We start from the raw sequence: 14,230 nt of genomic DNA on the forward strand, positions 1-14,230 counted from the left end.
GCGCGGCGTTCGATGAGGCAGCTCGTCGACGGGTCCGTGCCCGGGGCACCGGCATCGGCCTGCCCGCCGCTGGCTATCCTGTGGCACGTCGAGCCAGGTACGGCTCCCCACCACGAGCCCACCGGAAGGCGACGACCATGACAGCCTCCCAGCGCCGGAGCACCTGGCCGGCGACGACGGTGACGGCGCACGTGCTCCTGGCTCTCCTGACGGTGATCATCCTGGCGGGCGCATGGCACCTCGGCGCGGACCTGTGGCAGATCGTCGCCGCCGCGGGTGCCGTCGTCCTGCTCCATGCGGGAGCGGTGGTGGCCCGTCGACGACCGTGGGCAGGGTACGCGATCGGCGCGCTGGCCATGCTCGTTCTGGTGTTGACGCCCTTCCCGGGTTGGTCGCCGAGCATGCTGCCCTCGGCCGTGTGCTTCCCCCTCACGTTGTGGCGGCTGACCAGCCTGGTCTCGGTCAGGTCCTCGGCGGCCGCGTTGGCCGTCGCCGCGCTCGGGATCGTCCTCACCGAACTGGTGTCGTGGGCCCGGCTGCCCCCTGACACCCCCGTGTGGGACCGCCTGGTCGAGGGCGGGCTGCTGATGCTCGTGGTCGGCGGCGTGTGGCTCGCGGCCCTGCTGGTACGCCGCAGGCACGAGACCGGCCGGCTGGCCGAGAGCGAACGACTGGCCGCGGCGGTCGCGGACGAACGGGCCGGCATCCGCCGCGACCTGCACGACGTGATCGCCCACACGGTCACCGTCATGGTCGCGCGGATCGAGGCCGCGGCGGTGACGACGGCGGATCCGGCGACCCGCCGCGAACTCGGCGACATCGCCGAGGTCGGCCGGGACGCCCACCAAGGTCTGCGAGCGATGCTGGCCACCTTGGGCCCGGCCACCGTGGCGGCGCGCGCCGCTTCCCGGCCCGGAGAGGTCCCGATCTCGCTCGATGCCCTCCCCGACCTCGTGGCCTCGGCGGCGAGCCCGCTCCATGCGGTGACGTTCGCTGAGGTGGGTGAGCGACGGCCACTGAGCCTGAGTGCCGAGGTCGCGGCGGTCCGGACCGTGCAGGAGGGCATCACCAACGCGCTGCGCCACCTCGAACCACCGGTCGAGGTGACCGTTCGCCTGCGCTGGACCCCGGCCGAGGTGGTGGTGGAGGTGCGCGACGACGGCGGCAAGGAGCTTCGCGACGTGGGCGGCCAGGGGACCGGCCTGATGGGGATCGGGGAACGTGTGCGTACCGCGGGCGGCACCCTGTCGATCGACGAAGGGGACGACGGATGGGCGCTGCGGGCGAGGCTCCCCACGAAGGAGGGGACATGACCGGGATCCAGGTCATGCTCGTCGACGATCAGGAGTTGCTGCGGGCCTCGCTCCGTACGGTGCTGTCGGCCGACGAACGCATCGAGGTCACCCACGACGTCGCGAACGGCGGCGAAGCGATCGAGGTCGTCCGGCGGCACCGCCTCGACGTGGTGCTGATGGACATCCGCATGCCGCGCATGGACGGGGTCGCCGCCACGGCGGAGATCGTCAGGATCGCGCCGGCGACCCGGGTGCTCATGCTGACGACGTTCGATGACGACGAACTGGTCGTGGCCGCCATCCGGGCCGGCGCGAGCGGCTACCTGACCAAGGACGTCCGGCCCGCCGCCCTGGCCCAGGCCGTGTGTGACGTCGCCTCCGGGACGTCGGCGCTGGCCCCGGGGGTGGCCGCGACGATCCTGGATCTCGTACGGCAGGTGCCGATGCGGAGGACGGCCGCCCTGGACGGCCTCACCCCACGCGAGGTCGAGATCTTCGGCCTGCTCGCCCGCGGCAGGTCCAACAGCGAGATCTGCGCGGAACTGGTGCTGAGCGAGAACACGGTGAAGTCGCACGTCCGGGCCATCCTGCAGAAACTGGACCTGCGCGACCGCGTGCACGCGGTGATCCACGCGTACGAGAACGGGCTGGTGGGTCGCAACGATCTGCCCGGCTGAGATTCCATCCTGCCGGGTGGTGCCGTCTCACCCCGTAGGGTGATGCCGGCCGGTGGCGTCCGGCCTAGGTTCGACGTCGTGCGTTTCCCACGTCTGCGCTTTCCCCGTGTGACCTCCCTCCTCGTCCTCGGCGGTGTGCTCGTCGCAGTGCTGCTCGGCTGGACGGCACCGGCCCATGCCACCGGCGAGCGACTGGTCGACGACTACCGCTCCGTCTTCGGCACGCCGGGTGTCGCGGCGGCCGTGATCGACGGGTCGTCGGTCGAGACGATCGTCCGCGGCCGGGACGGGGACGGCAACGCGGTGACGGCGCGGACCCGGTTCCGGATCGCGTCGATGAGCAAGTCGATGACGGCCACGGCGATCATGCTGCTGGTCGACCGTGACCGCGTCTCCCTGGACGACCCGGTCACCAAGATCCTGCCCGACTTCAGGCTGGCCGATCCGCGCTTCACCGGGATCACCGTGCGCCACCTCCTCAGCCACACCTCGGGGCTGTCGAACAGCACGAACAACGAGTACGTGTTCCCGCCTCCGCGCAGCCCGCGGGAAATCGTGGCCGGGCTGGCCGACAAGACCCTGGCCGCCGATCCGGGCACCCGCTCGGAGTACCACAACACCAACTACTCGATCGCGGCGAGGATCGTCGAAGTGGTGTCGGGGAAGTCCTTCGACGCCTTCCTCCGCACCGAGCTGTTCGCGCCGCTGGGCATGACCGGGACCAGCTCGACGTTGGGGTGTTCCGATCGGGCCGAGGGCCTGCCGTCCGCGTACGAGGTCGTTCTCGGGGTCGCCGTCGCGGCGCCGGAGATGCCGGGGATGTGCGCCGGCAACGGCGGGGTGATCTCGACCCTGGACGACATGGTGCGGTGGCTGCGCTTCAACCAGGGAACCTTCGGGGCGGACCTGCTGAGCGCCGGCTCCCTGGCCGAGTTGCACACCGTCCAGCCGAAGGCCGGTGACTACGCCCTCGGCTGGCAGTCCCGCCCCGTCGCGGCGGACGCCCCGGCGTCGCTGATCGGCCATGGCGGAACGCTGGCGACGTGGACCGGGGACATGGTCTTCTCGCCCAAGACCGGCGTGGCCGCCCTCGTCCTCACCAACAGCGGCGGCGACCCCAGCCTGCTCTCGACGAACCTTCTCGCCGAACGCATCGGGGCGCCGGCGACGCCGATGAGCAACCCGCTCACGGTCGTGAACGCGGTCCTGCTCGGGCTCACGGTGGGGATGGCCGCGCTGCTGGTCACCGCGGCCGTCCGAGCGCGCCGCTGGGCCTCGCGACGCCGCGCGGCACGCCGCCCGAGGCTTCTTCTGCGGCTCGTGCCCCTTGCCCTGGTGACGGTGCTGGGCCCGGTGCCGCCGACGCTGGTCTGGGGGTCGTTCAGTCTCCAGTACTGGATCATCACCGTCTGGCTGCTGCCGCTGCTGGCGCTCTTCTGCCTCACCTGTTGCGTGCTCGGGGCGGTCGCACTCGGCCGTCGCCTCTGGTGCTTCCGCCGCGCCGGTCAGGCGGCCTTCGCACCGGCACGACCGGCCACGGCGAACGACTGACCCGGGCGGGAACTCGGCTTCGGGGCCCGCGCGGACAGGGCCGCGATCGCGCGGTCGCTCGCCGCGCATGAGCAGCCATGGAGATCATGGACGCAGCCAGTGCCGTCAGGAGGGCGCAGGGGGCGACTTCCAGGTCCGCGAGAACCTTGCGATTGCGAAGCATCTCGCTCGACCATTTTCCTGACTGAAAGTCCCCGGTCATGCCTGGGCCACGCTGATGCGGTCGTGGCATTTCAGCAGTTCGCTGCGGCATCGTCTCTTCCAGATCGACGCAATTGCCGTTGGGCAATGCGAAAGCAGGTTCCCCGCGTCTCCGGATCGAGCCTCCGTGCCTGCTCCAACGCTCCTTCCTGGCCATCTTCCAGCACAAGTTCCGCCGCCCAGGAGAGGGCGTTGAGAACGAGTCGGCGATGACCCTCGGCCCACTCCGCGATAAATCCCAGAGCGAACTCGCCTGAACAAGCGCTGCGGCTTTATCACGTCGCTGCCCGGCCCCGAAGAAACTCCGACTTCTTCGAGCGCGTCGCCGGTCGGCAGCCGCGTGACGCGCGCGACCGCCGCCCTCCAGCCCGGCCCAGACGGCCGAGCCTCAGGCGCCCACCCGCGCTCACGATGACAAGCGTTTGCCTTACGTTCTCACCAGCCCTGACTTGCTGTCGAGCCCGCAACTATTGACAACTTAGACAAGCGCTTGCAATCTTTGCACCACCCCAGTCACGAGCGATCACGAAAGGGCGTGGCTCCTCGATGGACTACATCCGCTTGAACAGACGGCAGTTGCTCAGGGGTGCGCTCGGGATTGCGGCGACAGGCGCGCTGGCCGCCTGCGGTTCGGGCGCCACCACTTCGGGGGCGGCCAGGTCCGGCGGCGGCCCGGTCCGCCTGCCCGGTTACCTCCCCTACGCGGGGCTCAAGCCCGATCTCCCCGGCACCCCCGAGGGCGTGCTGCCCGCCTTCTTCAGCTACCCCGCCGACCCGGTCGCGTTCACCGCCGAACCCCCCGCGAAGGGCGGCGCGGTCCACGCGCTCTGCACGATGAACACCCCGCCCACCCCGCTCGACGGCAACCGCTACTGGCAGGCGCTCAACGCCTCGCTCGGCGCGGAACTCCGGGTGACGGGCGCGCCCACCGCCGACTACATCAACAAGTTCCAGACCCTGATGGCCGGCGGCGACCTGCCGGACACCATGGAGGTCAGGGCCAACACCCCGCAACTGCCGGGGCTGCTGGAGGCCAAGTTCCAGGACCTGACGGAGTTCCTGTCGGGTGACAAGATCAAGAACTACCCCGGCCTGGCCAACATCCCCACCGTGAGCTGGCAGTCCACCGTCTACAACGGCGGCATCTACGGCATCCCCATCCATCTGCCCGCGGTCCGGCTGGCCGCCTCGGCGCGCGCCGACCTCATCGCGGCCAAGGGGCTCACGACGGAGCTCAAGACCGGTCAGGAGTTCCTGGAGCTGTGCCGGGCGCTGATCGAGCCGGCCGCCAACAAGTGGGCCATCGACGAGCCGCTGGCGACCCTGGAGTACGTCGGCGCCATGCTCGGCATCGCCAACAACTGGAAGGTCGAGGGCGGGCGCTTCACCAAGAACTACGAGGCCCCCGAGATGCGCAAGGCTCTGGAGATCGTCGCCCAGATGTGGAAGGAGCAGGCGTTCCACCCCGACGCGTTCACCGCCACGAGCGCGCAGAAGGTGGCCTGGATGTCCAGCGGAGCCACCAAGATCCACGTCGGCGCGTCCACCTGGTCCAACATCGCCATCGCCGCCCGCGCCGCCGATCCCGAGGCGGAGATCAGAGCCATCGCCGCGCCCAAGTTCGACGGCGGCGGGCAGGCCGCCAACTACCTGGGCCCGGCCATCTTCTCCATCACCGGCCTGAAGAAGGCGCCCAAGGCGCGCGTCGAGGAGGTGCTGCGGGTGCTCAACTGGCTGGTCTCCCCGTTCGGCACCGCCGAGCACCGGCAGCGCGTCTACGGCGTCAAGGACTGGGACTTCACGCTCAAAGGCAGCGACCCCATCCACACCGACGTCGGCAAGTCCGAGACGACCGTGCCGACCCTCTACATCGGCGCCTCGCCGGTCGTGCACTACGCGCCCGGCTTCCCCGACATCACCAAGAACGAGTACGAGGCCGAGAAACAGGCGCTGACCACCGCGGAGCCCTGGCCGATCGGCGGACTGTACTCGCCCACCGACCAGGCCCAGGGCGCCGCGCTCGACAAGAAGATGAAAGACCTGCAGGCCGACGTCATCCAGGGCCGCAAGCCCGTCTCCGCGTGGGACGAGGGCGTGGCCGCGTGGAGGTCGGGCGGCGGGGACAAGATCCGCGCCGAGTACAGCGAGGCGCTACAGAAATCAGGGAGGAACTGAGAGATGATCCGCCGTCTGCTCACCGTGACGGCCTTAGCCGCCGCGGTCGTCGTCTCGACCGTCACCGTCGCCGCCGCGAAGCCCAGGGCCGACCTGGTGCTGCCGCAGCCACGGCCCGACGGCATCGCCCGTGCCCAGATCTTCGACAACGCCATCCCCGACCGTTCGGTCTACCAGGGCCGCGTCCCCTTCGTCTGGGGCGCCTACCCGCTGGACGCGCAGCCGTCCGACGTGGTGCCGAGCCGCTATCTGCCGTCCATCAGGGACAACAGCCCGGCCAGGCCCCTTTCCTGGTACCAGGCCAACCACCCGGACTGGATCATGTACCAGGCCGACCGCGTCACCCCTGTCATCCAGAGCGGCAGCTCCCCGATCGTCACCCTGAACGTGGCCGATCCCGCGGTCCGCGAGTTCTTCTTCACCAACCTGGTGCTGCCCAACATCCAGGCCGGCTACAAGTGGATCGCCCTGGACAACGTGGTCCCGTGGAACTGGACCTCGGCCGCCGGGCACTTCGACTCCTCCGGCACGTGGGTCCAGCAGTACGCGGGCCTGGACGACCCCGCCTACGCCGAGGTGTACCTCGACTGGCTGACCTGGCTGCGCGACCGCCTGCACACCTACGACGTGGGCCTGGCCGGCAACATCACCCCGCTCGGCGTCAACGCCTTCCAGCGCGCGCAGTCGGCCGAGGCCGTGCGGATCGTCGACCTGTGGCTGCACGAGGGCGGCTTCACCCGCGGCCGGGACAGCAACATCAGTGACGACGAGTGGGCGCAGACCTTCGCCCTCTACCGCTCGGTCGTGGCGAGCAAGCCCGTCGTCTCCGTCGGGATGACCACCACCCCGCACCTGGCGGACGCCAGTCAGCAGCAGATCGACTGGGTCATCGCCAACTACCTGCTGGTACGCGAGCCCCGCACGATGCTGACCCTGTGCGGGCGCTTCGAGTACGGCGTCTGGCTGGACCGGCCCGAGCTGGCCGTGAACCTGGGCACGCCCACAGCCGCTCCCGCGCAGGACGGCTCGGGCGCGTGGTATCGCGACTACCAGCTCGGCCGGACGCTGGTCAACCCGTCCTCCACCCTGCCGGCCGTGCACACGCTGCCCGCGGGCACCTGGACCGACACCCACGGCGTCGCCCACACCGGACAGGTGACGCTGCCGCCCAACTCAGGTCTGGTCCTGACCCACTCCTAGGAGGTCGCGCCGATGCGCCTGTCCGCACCCGTCGAACTGGCCGAAGAGCTGGCCGCGGAGTACCCGTGGCGGTTCGCGCAGGACGGAGGGCCACTGCTCAGGCTGGTCCCCGACGCCACGGCCGAGGGCTTCTCGATCACACGTGAGGAGGGCGGCTGGCGCATCGGCTTCGACCGCACCCGGGACGCCCTGCGCGGCCTCGGCGTCGCGATGGGCTCCTACCTCGCCACGGGCGACGTTCCCGAGCAGGCCGAGTCCAGCCCGTTCCGCACGCTCGCGGTGATGCTCGACACCTCGCGCAACGCCGTCATGCGCCCCGAGACCATCGCCTCCTACCTGCGCAAGTGCGCCCTGATGGGCATCGACACGCTCTGGCTCTACATGGAGGACACCTACCAGGTCGAGGGCGAGCCCATGCTCGGCTACGCCCGCGGCGCCTACACCGCCGAGGAACTGCGCGCCATCGACGACCAGGCGCACCGCCTGGGGATCGAGGTGATCCCGTGCGTGCAGACACTCGGGCACTTCGAACAGATCCTCCAGTGGCCGGCCTACTGGCCGCTGCGCGACACCGAGCGGGTCCTGCTCGCGGAGGCGGCCGAGGGCTACGAGCTGATCCGCAAGCTCCTCGGCACCGTCGCCTCCTGCTTCCGCAGCCGCAGGATCCACATCGGCATGGACGAGGCCCACGGGATCGGCACCGGCCAGTACCGGCGCCGGTTCGGCGAGCGCCAGCCGTTCGAGATCCTCTCCGCGCACCTGAAGAACGTGCTGGCCATCTGCCAGGAGCACGGGCTGCGGCCGATGATCTGGAGCGACATGTACTTCAGGCTCGGCTCGGCCACCGGCGACTACTACGACCCGGCCACCGAGATCCCCTCCTGGGTCGCCGGGCAGATTCCGGACGAGGTCGAGCTGGTCTACTGGGACTACGAGCACGGCGAGAGCGCCTTCTACGCCGACTGGATCGAGCGTCACCGCCGCCACCTGGGCAAGGACCCGGTGTTCGCGGCCGGCGGGTGGACCCACCATCGGCTGTGGGCGGCGCTGCCCAGGGCGCTGGCCACGCTCACCGCAGGCATGACCGCCGCACGCCAGGCCCGCCTGCCCGAGGTGGTCATCACCATGTGGGGCAACGACGGCACCGAGTGCGACCTGTTCTCCGCGCTGCCGGCCGTACAGGCGTTCGCCGACTCGGCCTACGGCTCGACCGGCCACGCCGCCAACTTCCTCGGCTCCTGCGACGCCACGTGGGAGGCGTGGCTGGCCGCCGCCGAGCTGGACTACCTGCCCGGCTCCGGCGACCCGGTGCGCTGGCGGGGGAACCCGGCCAAGTGGCTGTTGTGGCACGACCCGGTGCTCGGGTTCCTCACCTCCGGGCTGCCCGGCTGGCTCGCCGACCACTACCGCGGGCTGGCGGAACGGCTGGCCGCCACGCGGCGCGGCGACGCCAGGCTCGCGCTGCCCGCGCTGCTGGCCGAGGTCCTGGCCGCCAAGGTGGAGCTGCACCGGGAGCGGCGGGCCGTACCGGGGCTGGCGGAGAAGGTGCGGCGCCTGCGTGAGCTGCACCGGCGGACCTGGTGCGGCGACAACAAGCCGTACGGCTGGGACGTCATCGACCGGCGGTACGGCGGGCTGCTGGCCAGGCTCGAACACCTGGAGCGGTTCGGGCCCGAGGAGTTCGAGGTCCACGACCCCTATCCGGACGGCGCGCTGGCCCAGTGCCTGCCGTACGCCAGGACCGCCTCGGCCAGCTTCATCGCCTGAAGGGATTGACCATGGCACTGCTCGAGGCCGACCGCGTGGCCGCGGAACGGCCGCCCCGCCGTGACCCCGCGACGCCGACGTGGCGGGAGCGCTTCACGCGTGACCGTTTCCTGCTGCTCCTGGCCGTGCCCGGCATGACGGTGGTGCTGCTGTTCCAGTACGTGCCGCTCCTGGGCAACGTGATCGCCTTCAAGGACTACCAGCCCTACATCGGCATCGCCGACTCCCCGTGGGTGGGGTGGGCCAACTTCGGCGTGATCCTCGATCTGGACCCGGCGTTCCTGACCGCGCTGGCCAACACGCTGATCATCTCCTTCCTCCAGGTGGTCTTCGTCTTCCCGGTGCCGATCGCGCTGGCGCTGCTGCTCAACTCGCTGATCTCCGAGCGGCTCAAGCGCCTGGTGCAGTCGGTGCTCTACCTGCCGCACTTCATGTCGTGGGTGATCGTGGTCGCGCTGTTCCAGCACATGCTCGGCAACGGCGGCCTGGTCAACGCCTGGCTGCGCAGCAAGAGCCTGGAGGGCTTCACCCTCATCGGCGATCCCGAACTGTTCAAAGCGGTCATCACCAGCCAGGTGATCTGGAAGGACACCGGATGGGGGACGATCCTGTTCCTGGCCGCGCTGTCGCGGGTGGACCTGTCGCTGTACGAGGCAGCGGCGGTGGACGGCGCCTCCCGCCTGCGCCAGCTCTGGCACATCACGCTCCCGTCCATCAGAGGCGTGATCGTGCTCCTGCTCATCCTGAAGCTCGGCGACGCGCTGACGGTCGGCTTCGAGCAGATCCTGCTCCAGCAGCGCGCGGTGGGCGTGGAGGCGTCCGAGGTGCTGGACACCTACGTCTACAACAACGGGGTGATCAACGGTGACTGGGGCTCCTCGGCCGCGGTCGGCCTGGTCAAGGGCGTGATCGGAGTGGCGCTCGTGCTCGGCGCGAACAAGGTCGCCCACCTCTTCGGCGAAAGGGGCGTGTACGCGCGATGAGCGCCTACTCCCACACTCCGGCGCCTCCCGTGCGCGCCGCGAAAGGGCTGGTCCTGCTGCTGTGCTGCGCGGTGGTGGTGCTGCCGTTCGTGGCCGTGGTCGCCACCAGCCTGGCGGGGCAGAAGCAGATCAACGCCGCCGGCGGCTACGTGCTGTGGCCCGCGCCGGTCACCTTCGACGCCTACCGGGCGGTCTTCGCGGGCGGCGTGGTGACCAGGGCACTGGTGATCTCGCTGCTGGTGACGGTCGTGGGCACGCTGCTGAGCCTGTTGTGCAGCGGGCTGCTGGCCTACGCGCTGTCGCGGCCCGGCAGCTTCGGCTCCCGGCCGCTGCTGATGCTGGTGCTGTTCACGCTGCTGTTCTCGCCGGGGATCATCCCGCTCTACCTGGTCGTCAGGCAGCTCGGGCTGCTGGACTCACACTGGTCGCTGATCCTGCCGGTGCTCATCAACGGCTTCAACGTCGTCGTCCTCCGCTCGTTCTTCCTGGACCTGCCGCGCGACCTGCTCGACTCCGCCCGCATGGACGGCGCCGGCGAGCTGCAGGTGCTGTGGCGGGTGGTGCTGCCGCTGTCGAAGGCGGTGCTGGCGGTGGTCGGGCTGTTCTACGCCGTCTCGTACTGGAACAGCTTCTTCTCCGCGCAGCTCTACCTCAACGACGCCGCCGACTGGCCGCTGCAGCAGGTGCTGCGGACGTTCGTGGTCGACAACAGCACCATGGGAGTGGACAACACCGCCCTGGCGGGCGAGCTGCCTCCTCCGCAGCAGGCCATGCAGATGGCCGTGCTGGTGATCTCGCTGGTGCCGATCCTGCTGGTCTACCCCTTCCTCCAGCGCCACTTCGCCAAGGGCGTGCTGGTCGGCGCGGTGAAGGGGTGAGCACGACCTGGCTGTTCTGCGGTGACAGCGTCACCCAGGGCGCCAAGCACACGGGCGGCCTGCGTGACTACACCCAGCTCCTGGCCGAACGGGTGCGCTTCGAGCTGAACCGGCCCGCGGACGTGATGATCAACACGGCGGTCAGCGGGGCTCGCCTCACCGTTCCCGATCTCTCGCGGTTCCGGGCCGGCGTGGTCTCGGTCATGTACGGCCTCAACGACTGCCTGGCGGGCCCCGCGGGCCTGCCCGCCTTCCGCTCCGGGCTCCTCGGTCTGGTGCGGCGGGCGGCCCCGGCCAGGGTCGTGCTGCACACGCCCAACCCCGTTCTGCCCACGGCGGTGCCCGCCCGCCTGGAGTGGCTGCCCGCCTACGTCGCGGTGGTCCGCGAGGTGGCGGCGGCCCACCCCGAGGTGGTGCTGGTCGACCACCACGCGGGCTGGCGGGGCGTGGCCCCCGGGCGGTGGATGGCCGACGACTGCCATCCCAACGGGTACGGGCACCGGGCCCTGGCCGGCGCGTTGTTCCGGGCGCTGGACCTCTGGGATCCGGACAGCCCGGTCTGCTCGCTGCCGACGTGATCCGGGCCGCCCCTCACGGCGTGATCGGGACGCCGCCGCGTAGGTCACGTCAGGGCAGGTCACGTCAGGGCAGGTCGAGTCCGGCGAGGCCGGGGAACACCGCCGCCCACCCGGCCGGGGTGTGCCCCACGGGGGCGGCGAGGGCGGCCCGGGGATCGAGGGGCGGGTCCGCCAGCTCCAGGCCGGTCACCCTGGGCTCGATCGCGGCGGCCAGGCGGGCCAGCAGCCCGGGATGTCCCCCCTCGGCGTACAGGGTCAGGCGGCGGCGGGCGGGCGCCAGGTCCGGCGTGGCCCAGGCGAACTCCACGGCCCTCAGCACGTCGTAGACCTGCCCGGCGCACAGGCTGTCGCCCAGCCAGAGAAGGTCCGTCATCAGCTTGTAGGTGGTGCCGAAGTAGCGGTCGTCCCGCCTGGCGTTGACGGGCGCGGGCGCCAGCGCGCCGACGCCCCGTACGTCCAGGTACAGCACGAGACGTCCTTCCGGCGCCGGGCGCGGCAGCGCGCCCGTGCCGCCCTCGAGCAGCGCGATGACCAGCTCTTCAGCCTGGTCGGCGGGGCCCGCGAGCACGCCGCAACCCCACAGGTCCGTCTCCGAGCGCCAGAACACCTGCCTGACGCCGTCCTCGCGGTCGAACCAGCGGGCGAAGAACTCCTCGGGCGGGCGGCGGTGCGCGAACACCCGCTCGGCCAGCCACCGCGTTCCCCTGCGGGTGACGGGTTCGCCCAGGTTGAGGTCCCTGACGTGGGCGGTTCCCGGGAAGACGCCCGCGGGGGTGCAGCGCAGCGCCTCCTCGGGCAGCGGCTCTGGCTCGCGGTCGTCGGTGACGGAACCGCCCAGCTCGCGGGCGAGGAAGGCGACCGCCGCCCTGGCCAGCTCCGGATGATAGCCGTGCGTCACGGGAGCCCGTACGAGCGCCGGCCGGTCGGGGGCGCCCAGCAGGCCGTAGACCCTGCGGGCCCGGCGTACCGTGGCGACGGTGCCCTCGACGGGGAAGAAGTCGTAGTCGGCCGCCAGCACCAGCACCGGCTTCGGCGCCATGGCGATGAGCAGGTCCTCGTGGTCGACGCCGCCCAGCGTGCCGCCCGGCAGCACCTGCTCGGCGTCCTGCGCCTGTCCCGACCAGAGGTAGGACTCGCGGCTGGTCACGAAGGTGCCGGGCGCGGCGGCGGCCAGCCGGGGCTCCAGCGCCATCATCAGCGTGGTGAGCGTGCCGCCGCCGCTGTTGCCGGTGATCCCGACGCGCGCCGGGTCCACCTCCGGCCTGGAGCACAGGTAGTCGATGCCGCGCATGGCGTCGTGGACGAAGTGGCGTGCCACCGAACGCCCGGCCCACCAGCACTGCACGCCCGCGTCGGTGTGCTCGGACACTCCGCCGTCGTCGCGGGACGCCCCGGCGCGCTCGCCCTGGCCGATGGGGTCCATGGCGAGCACCACCAGGCCCGCCCCGGCCAGGCGGGCGCAGACGGCCTGGTAGGCGGGGTGTGCCTTGGCCTGCTGGCCGTGCCCGCACACGAAGAGCACCGCGCCCGCCGGCTCCGCCACCGTCGCGGGACGCCACAGGTTGGCGGGCACGGCCACGCCCGGCGCGGTGGTCAGCAGCAGCCGCTCGACGTCGATGCCGCCCAGTCTCGTCACTCCCCTCGCCTCGGCCCGCGGCGGGGCTTGCCGGGCGTCGGGCAGGCCGCCGAGCGAGTCGAGCACCTGCGCCCTGATGGCGGCCTGGCGCACGGCGACCTGCTCGGGCGTGGACAGCGCGTCGTTGACCGCGCGCCAGTGCCGTAGCTGCTCGACCGTGCGCCGGTATACGTGCGCCTGCAGGTCGTGGCCGACGTCGAAACGCCCGTCGAGGTGCGGCCCGAAGCCGTGAACCAGCGTCATCGCCGGTCCGGCGACGGCCCCGTCGAGCTGCGCACCACCAGGTAGGTCTCCAGCTCCACCAGCGGCGCGGCCTCGCCCGTGCCGTCGATCACGTCGAGCAGCAGGTCGACCGCCGTGGCCCCGGCCTCGGCGCCGGGCACGTGGATGGAGGTGAGCGTGGGGTAGGCCACCCCCGACAGCGGGCTGTCGTCGATGCCGATGACGCTCAGGTCGCGTCCGATGCTCTGCCCTCGCTCGGCCATCCGGGCCATGACGCCCAGCGCGATCAGGTCGTCGTAGGCGACGACGGCCGTGACCGCGCTGCCGTACAGCAGGTCGGCGGCCTGCACGCCCGCCTGGACCTGCGGCTCGAACGGGCCGAAGACGGTCAGCTCGGCCCCGAGGTGCGCGCAGGCGTCGGCGATCGCGGTGCTGCGCTGCTTGTTGGACCACGAGCGCCGGGGACCGGCCAGGTAGCCGATGGCGCGGTGGCCGAGGGCGACGAGGTGCTCGACGGCCTGCCTGACGCCGTCGGCGTTGTCGATGATGACCGTCGGCTCGCCGGGCACGTGCCGGTTGACGAACACGGTCGGCCCGAGCGCGCCGATCTCCCCGATCCTGGCCTCGGTGGTGCGCGGCGAGACCATGATGAGCCCGTCGACCTGCTTGGCGAGCACCCGGGCGCGCTCCAGCTCGTCGGCGGGCCGCTCGTCTGTGTCGGCCAGCACCACCGCCAGGTCCTTGCGCGCCGCGCGGGCCTGCACCGCCTTGATGATCGGCGGGAAGAACGGGTTGGCGACGTCGGGCACGATGAGCCCGATCGTCCCGGTACGTCCCATCGACAGCGAGCGCGCCACCCGGTTGGGGGTGTAGCCGAGCTCGCGAGCCACCCGTTGCACCTTGTCGCGGGTCTGGGCGCTGACCCGGCCGGGGTCCGACAGCGCGCGTGACACCGTGGACGGCGACAGCCCACACGCCTCGGCCACCTCGGCCAGCGTGACGGTCATGGCCACCTCCCCTTCCTCGACCAGTTCTTCGCAAGCGCTTGCAGGAAGCCTCCCACAATC

11 protein-coding genes are annotated in these 14,230 nt (G+C 71.2%); 9 read left to right on the top strand and 2 right to left on the bottom strand.

The genetic code is table 11. From position 1 onward, the window contains the following. The first annotated feature begins 137 nt into the window (after positions 1-137). The 9 genes from ACZ6S0_RS34195 (at position 138) to ACZ6S0_RS34235 (ending at position 11,305) form a co-directional block, all read left to right on the top strand. Positions 138-1,313 (top strand): sensor histidine kinase, encoded by a 1,176-nt coding sequence (locus ACZ6S0_RS34195; RefSeq protein ID WP_465923443.1) that lies wholly within the window; start codon positions 138-140, stop codon positions 1,311-1,313. Continuing rightward, a complete protein-coding gene (locus ACZ6S0_RS34200; protein ID WP_465923444.1) occupies positions 1,310-1,972 on the top strand; it encodes a response regulator in 663 nt (220 codons plus the stop codon). The genes ACZ6S0_RS34195 and ACZ6S0_RS34200 overlap by 4 nt, the downstream gene beginning before the upstream one ends. A 78-nt stretch (positions 1,973-2,050) precedes the next feature. Next, a complete protein-coding gene (locus tag ACZ6S0_RS34205) occupies positions 2,051-3,523 on the top strand; it encodes a serine hydrolase domain-containing protein (RefSeq protein WP_465923445.1) in 1,473 nt (490 codons plus the stop codon). Positions 3,524-4,285: 762 nt separating this feature from the next. Beyond that, positions 4,286-5,899, top strand: a complete 1,614-nt coding sequence (locus tag ACZ6S0_RS34210) for an extracellular solute-binding protein (RefSeq protein ID WP_465923446.1) — start codon at positions 4,286-4,288, stop codon at positions 5,897-5,899. 3 nt (positions 5,900-5,902) lie between these two features. Next, positions 5,903-7,099 carry a hypothetical protein gene (locus ACZ6S0_RS34215; RefSeq protein WP_465923447.1) on the top strand — a complete coding sequence of 399 codons (1,197 nt, stop codon included), beginning with the start codon at positions 5,903-5,905 and terminating at the stop codon, positions 7,097-7,099. 12 nt (positions 7,100-7,111) lie between these two features. Then, entirely contained in the window at positions 7,112-8,866 is a 1,755-nt protein-coding gene (locus ACZ6S0_RS34220) for a family 20 glycosylhydrolase (RefSeq protein ID WP_465923448.1), read from the top strand. Positions 8,867-8,877: 11 nt separating this feature from the next. Beyond that, positions 8,878-9,849 (top strand): ABC transporter permease, encoded by a 972-nt coding sequence (locus tag ACZ6S0_RS34225; protein ID WP_465923449.1) that lies wholly within the window; start codon positions 8,878-8,880, stop codon positions 9,847-9,849. Beyond that, the gene (locus ACZ6S0_RS34230) at positions 9,846-10,727 is read left to right on the top strand and encodes a carbohydrate ABC transporter permease (protein WP_465923450.1); all 882 of its coding nucleotides are present in this window, start codon (positions 9,846-9,848) and stop codon (positions 10,725-10,727) included. The genes ACZ6S0_RS34225 and ACZ6S0_RS34230 overlap by 4 nt, the downstream gene beginning before the upstream one ends. Then, positions 10,724-11,305 (top strand): SGNH/GDSL hydrolase family protein, encoded by a 582-nt coding sequence (locus tag ACZ6S0_RS34235; protein ID WP_465923451.1) that lies wholly within the window; start codon positions 10,724-10,726, stop codon positions 11,303-11,305. Before ACZ6S0_RS34230 ends, ACZ6S0_RS34235 begins: the two co-directional genes overlap by 4 nt. Before the next feature lie 64 nt (positions 11,306-11,369). Here ACZ6S0_RS34235 and ACZ6S0_RS34240 read toward each other — a convergent pair whose 3' ends face one another. Both ACZ6S0_RS34240 and ACZ6S0_RS34245 read right to left on the bottom strand, forming a co-directional pair. Then, positions 11,370-13,184 (bottom strand): alpha/beta hydrolase family protein, encoded by a 1,815-nt coding sequence (locus ACZ6S0_RS34240; RefSeq protein WP_465923452.1) that lies wholly within the window; start codon positions 13,182-13,184, stop codon positions 11,370-11,372. Beyond that, positions 13,181-14,170, bottom strand: a complete 990-nt coding sequence (locus tag ACZ6S0_RS34245) for a LacI family DNA-binding transcriptional regulator (RefSeq protein ID WP_465923453.1) — start codon at positions 14,168-14,170, stop codon at positions 13,181-13,183. The genes ACZ6S0_RS34240 and ACZ6S0_RS34245 overlap by 4 nt, the downstream gene beginning before the upstream one ends. Positions 14,171-14,230: the final 60 nt, after the last annotated feature.

The sequence above is a fragment of the Nonomuraea sp. NPDC051298 genome (assembly GCF_055586305.1).

Bases quoted from the DNA above. Each gene is read 5' to 3' on its own strand.
- ACZ6S0_RS34200 (WP_465923444.1), top strand. From the start codon at position 1,310: ATGACCGGGATCCAGGTCATGCTCGTCGACGATCAGGAGTTGCTGCGG.
- ACZ6S0_RS34230 (WP_465923450.1), top strand. From the start codon at position 9,846: ATGAGCGCCTACTCCCACACTCCGGCGCCTCCCGTGCGCGCCGCGAAA.
- ACZ6S0_RS34240 (WP_465923452.1), bottom strand. From the start codon at position 13,184: ATGACGCTGGTTCACGGCTTCGGGCCGCACCTCGACGGGCGTTTCGAC.
- ACZ6S0_RS34245 (WP_465923453.1), bottom strand. From the start codon at position 14,170: ATGACCGTCACGCTGGCCGAGGTGGCCGAGGCGTGTGGGCTGTCGCCG.
- ACZ6S0_RS34225 (WP_465923449.1), top strand. From the start codon at position 8,878: ATGGCACTGCTCGAGGCCGACCGCGTGGCCGCGGAACGGCCGCCCCGC.
- ACZ6S0_RS34195 (WP_465923443.1), top strand. From the start codon at position 138: ATGACAGCCTCCCAGCGCCGGAGCACCTGGCCGGCGACGACGGTGACG.
- ACZ6S0_RS34215 (WP_465923447.1), top strand. From the start codon at position 5,903: ATGATCCGCCGTCTGCTCACCGTGACGGCCTTAGCCGCCGCGGTCGTC.
- ACZ6S0_RS34220 (WP_465923448.1), top strand. From the start codon at position 7,112: ATGCGCCTGTCCGCACCCGTCGAACTGGCCGAAGAGCTGGCCGCGGAG.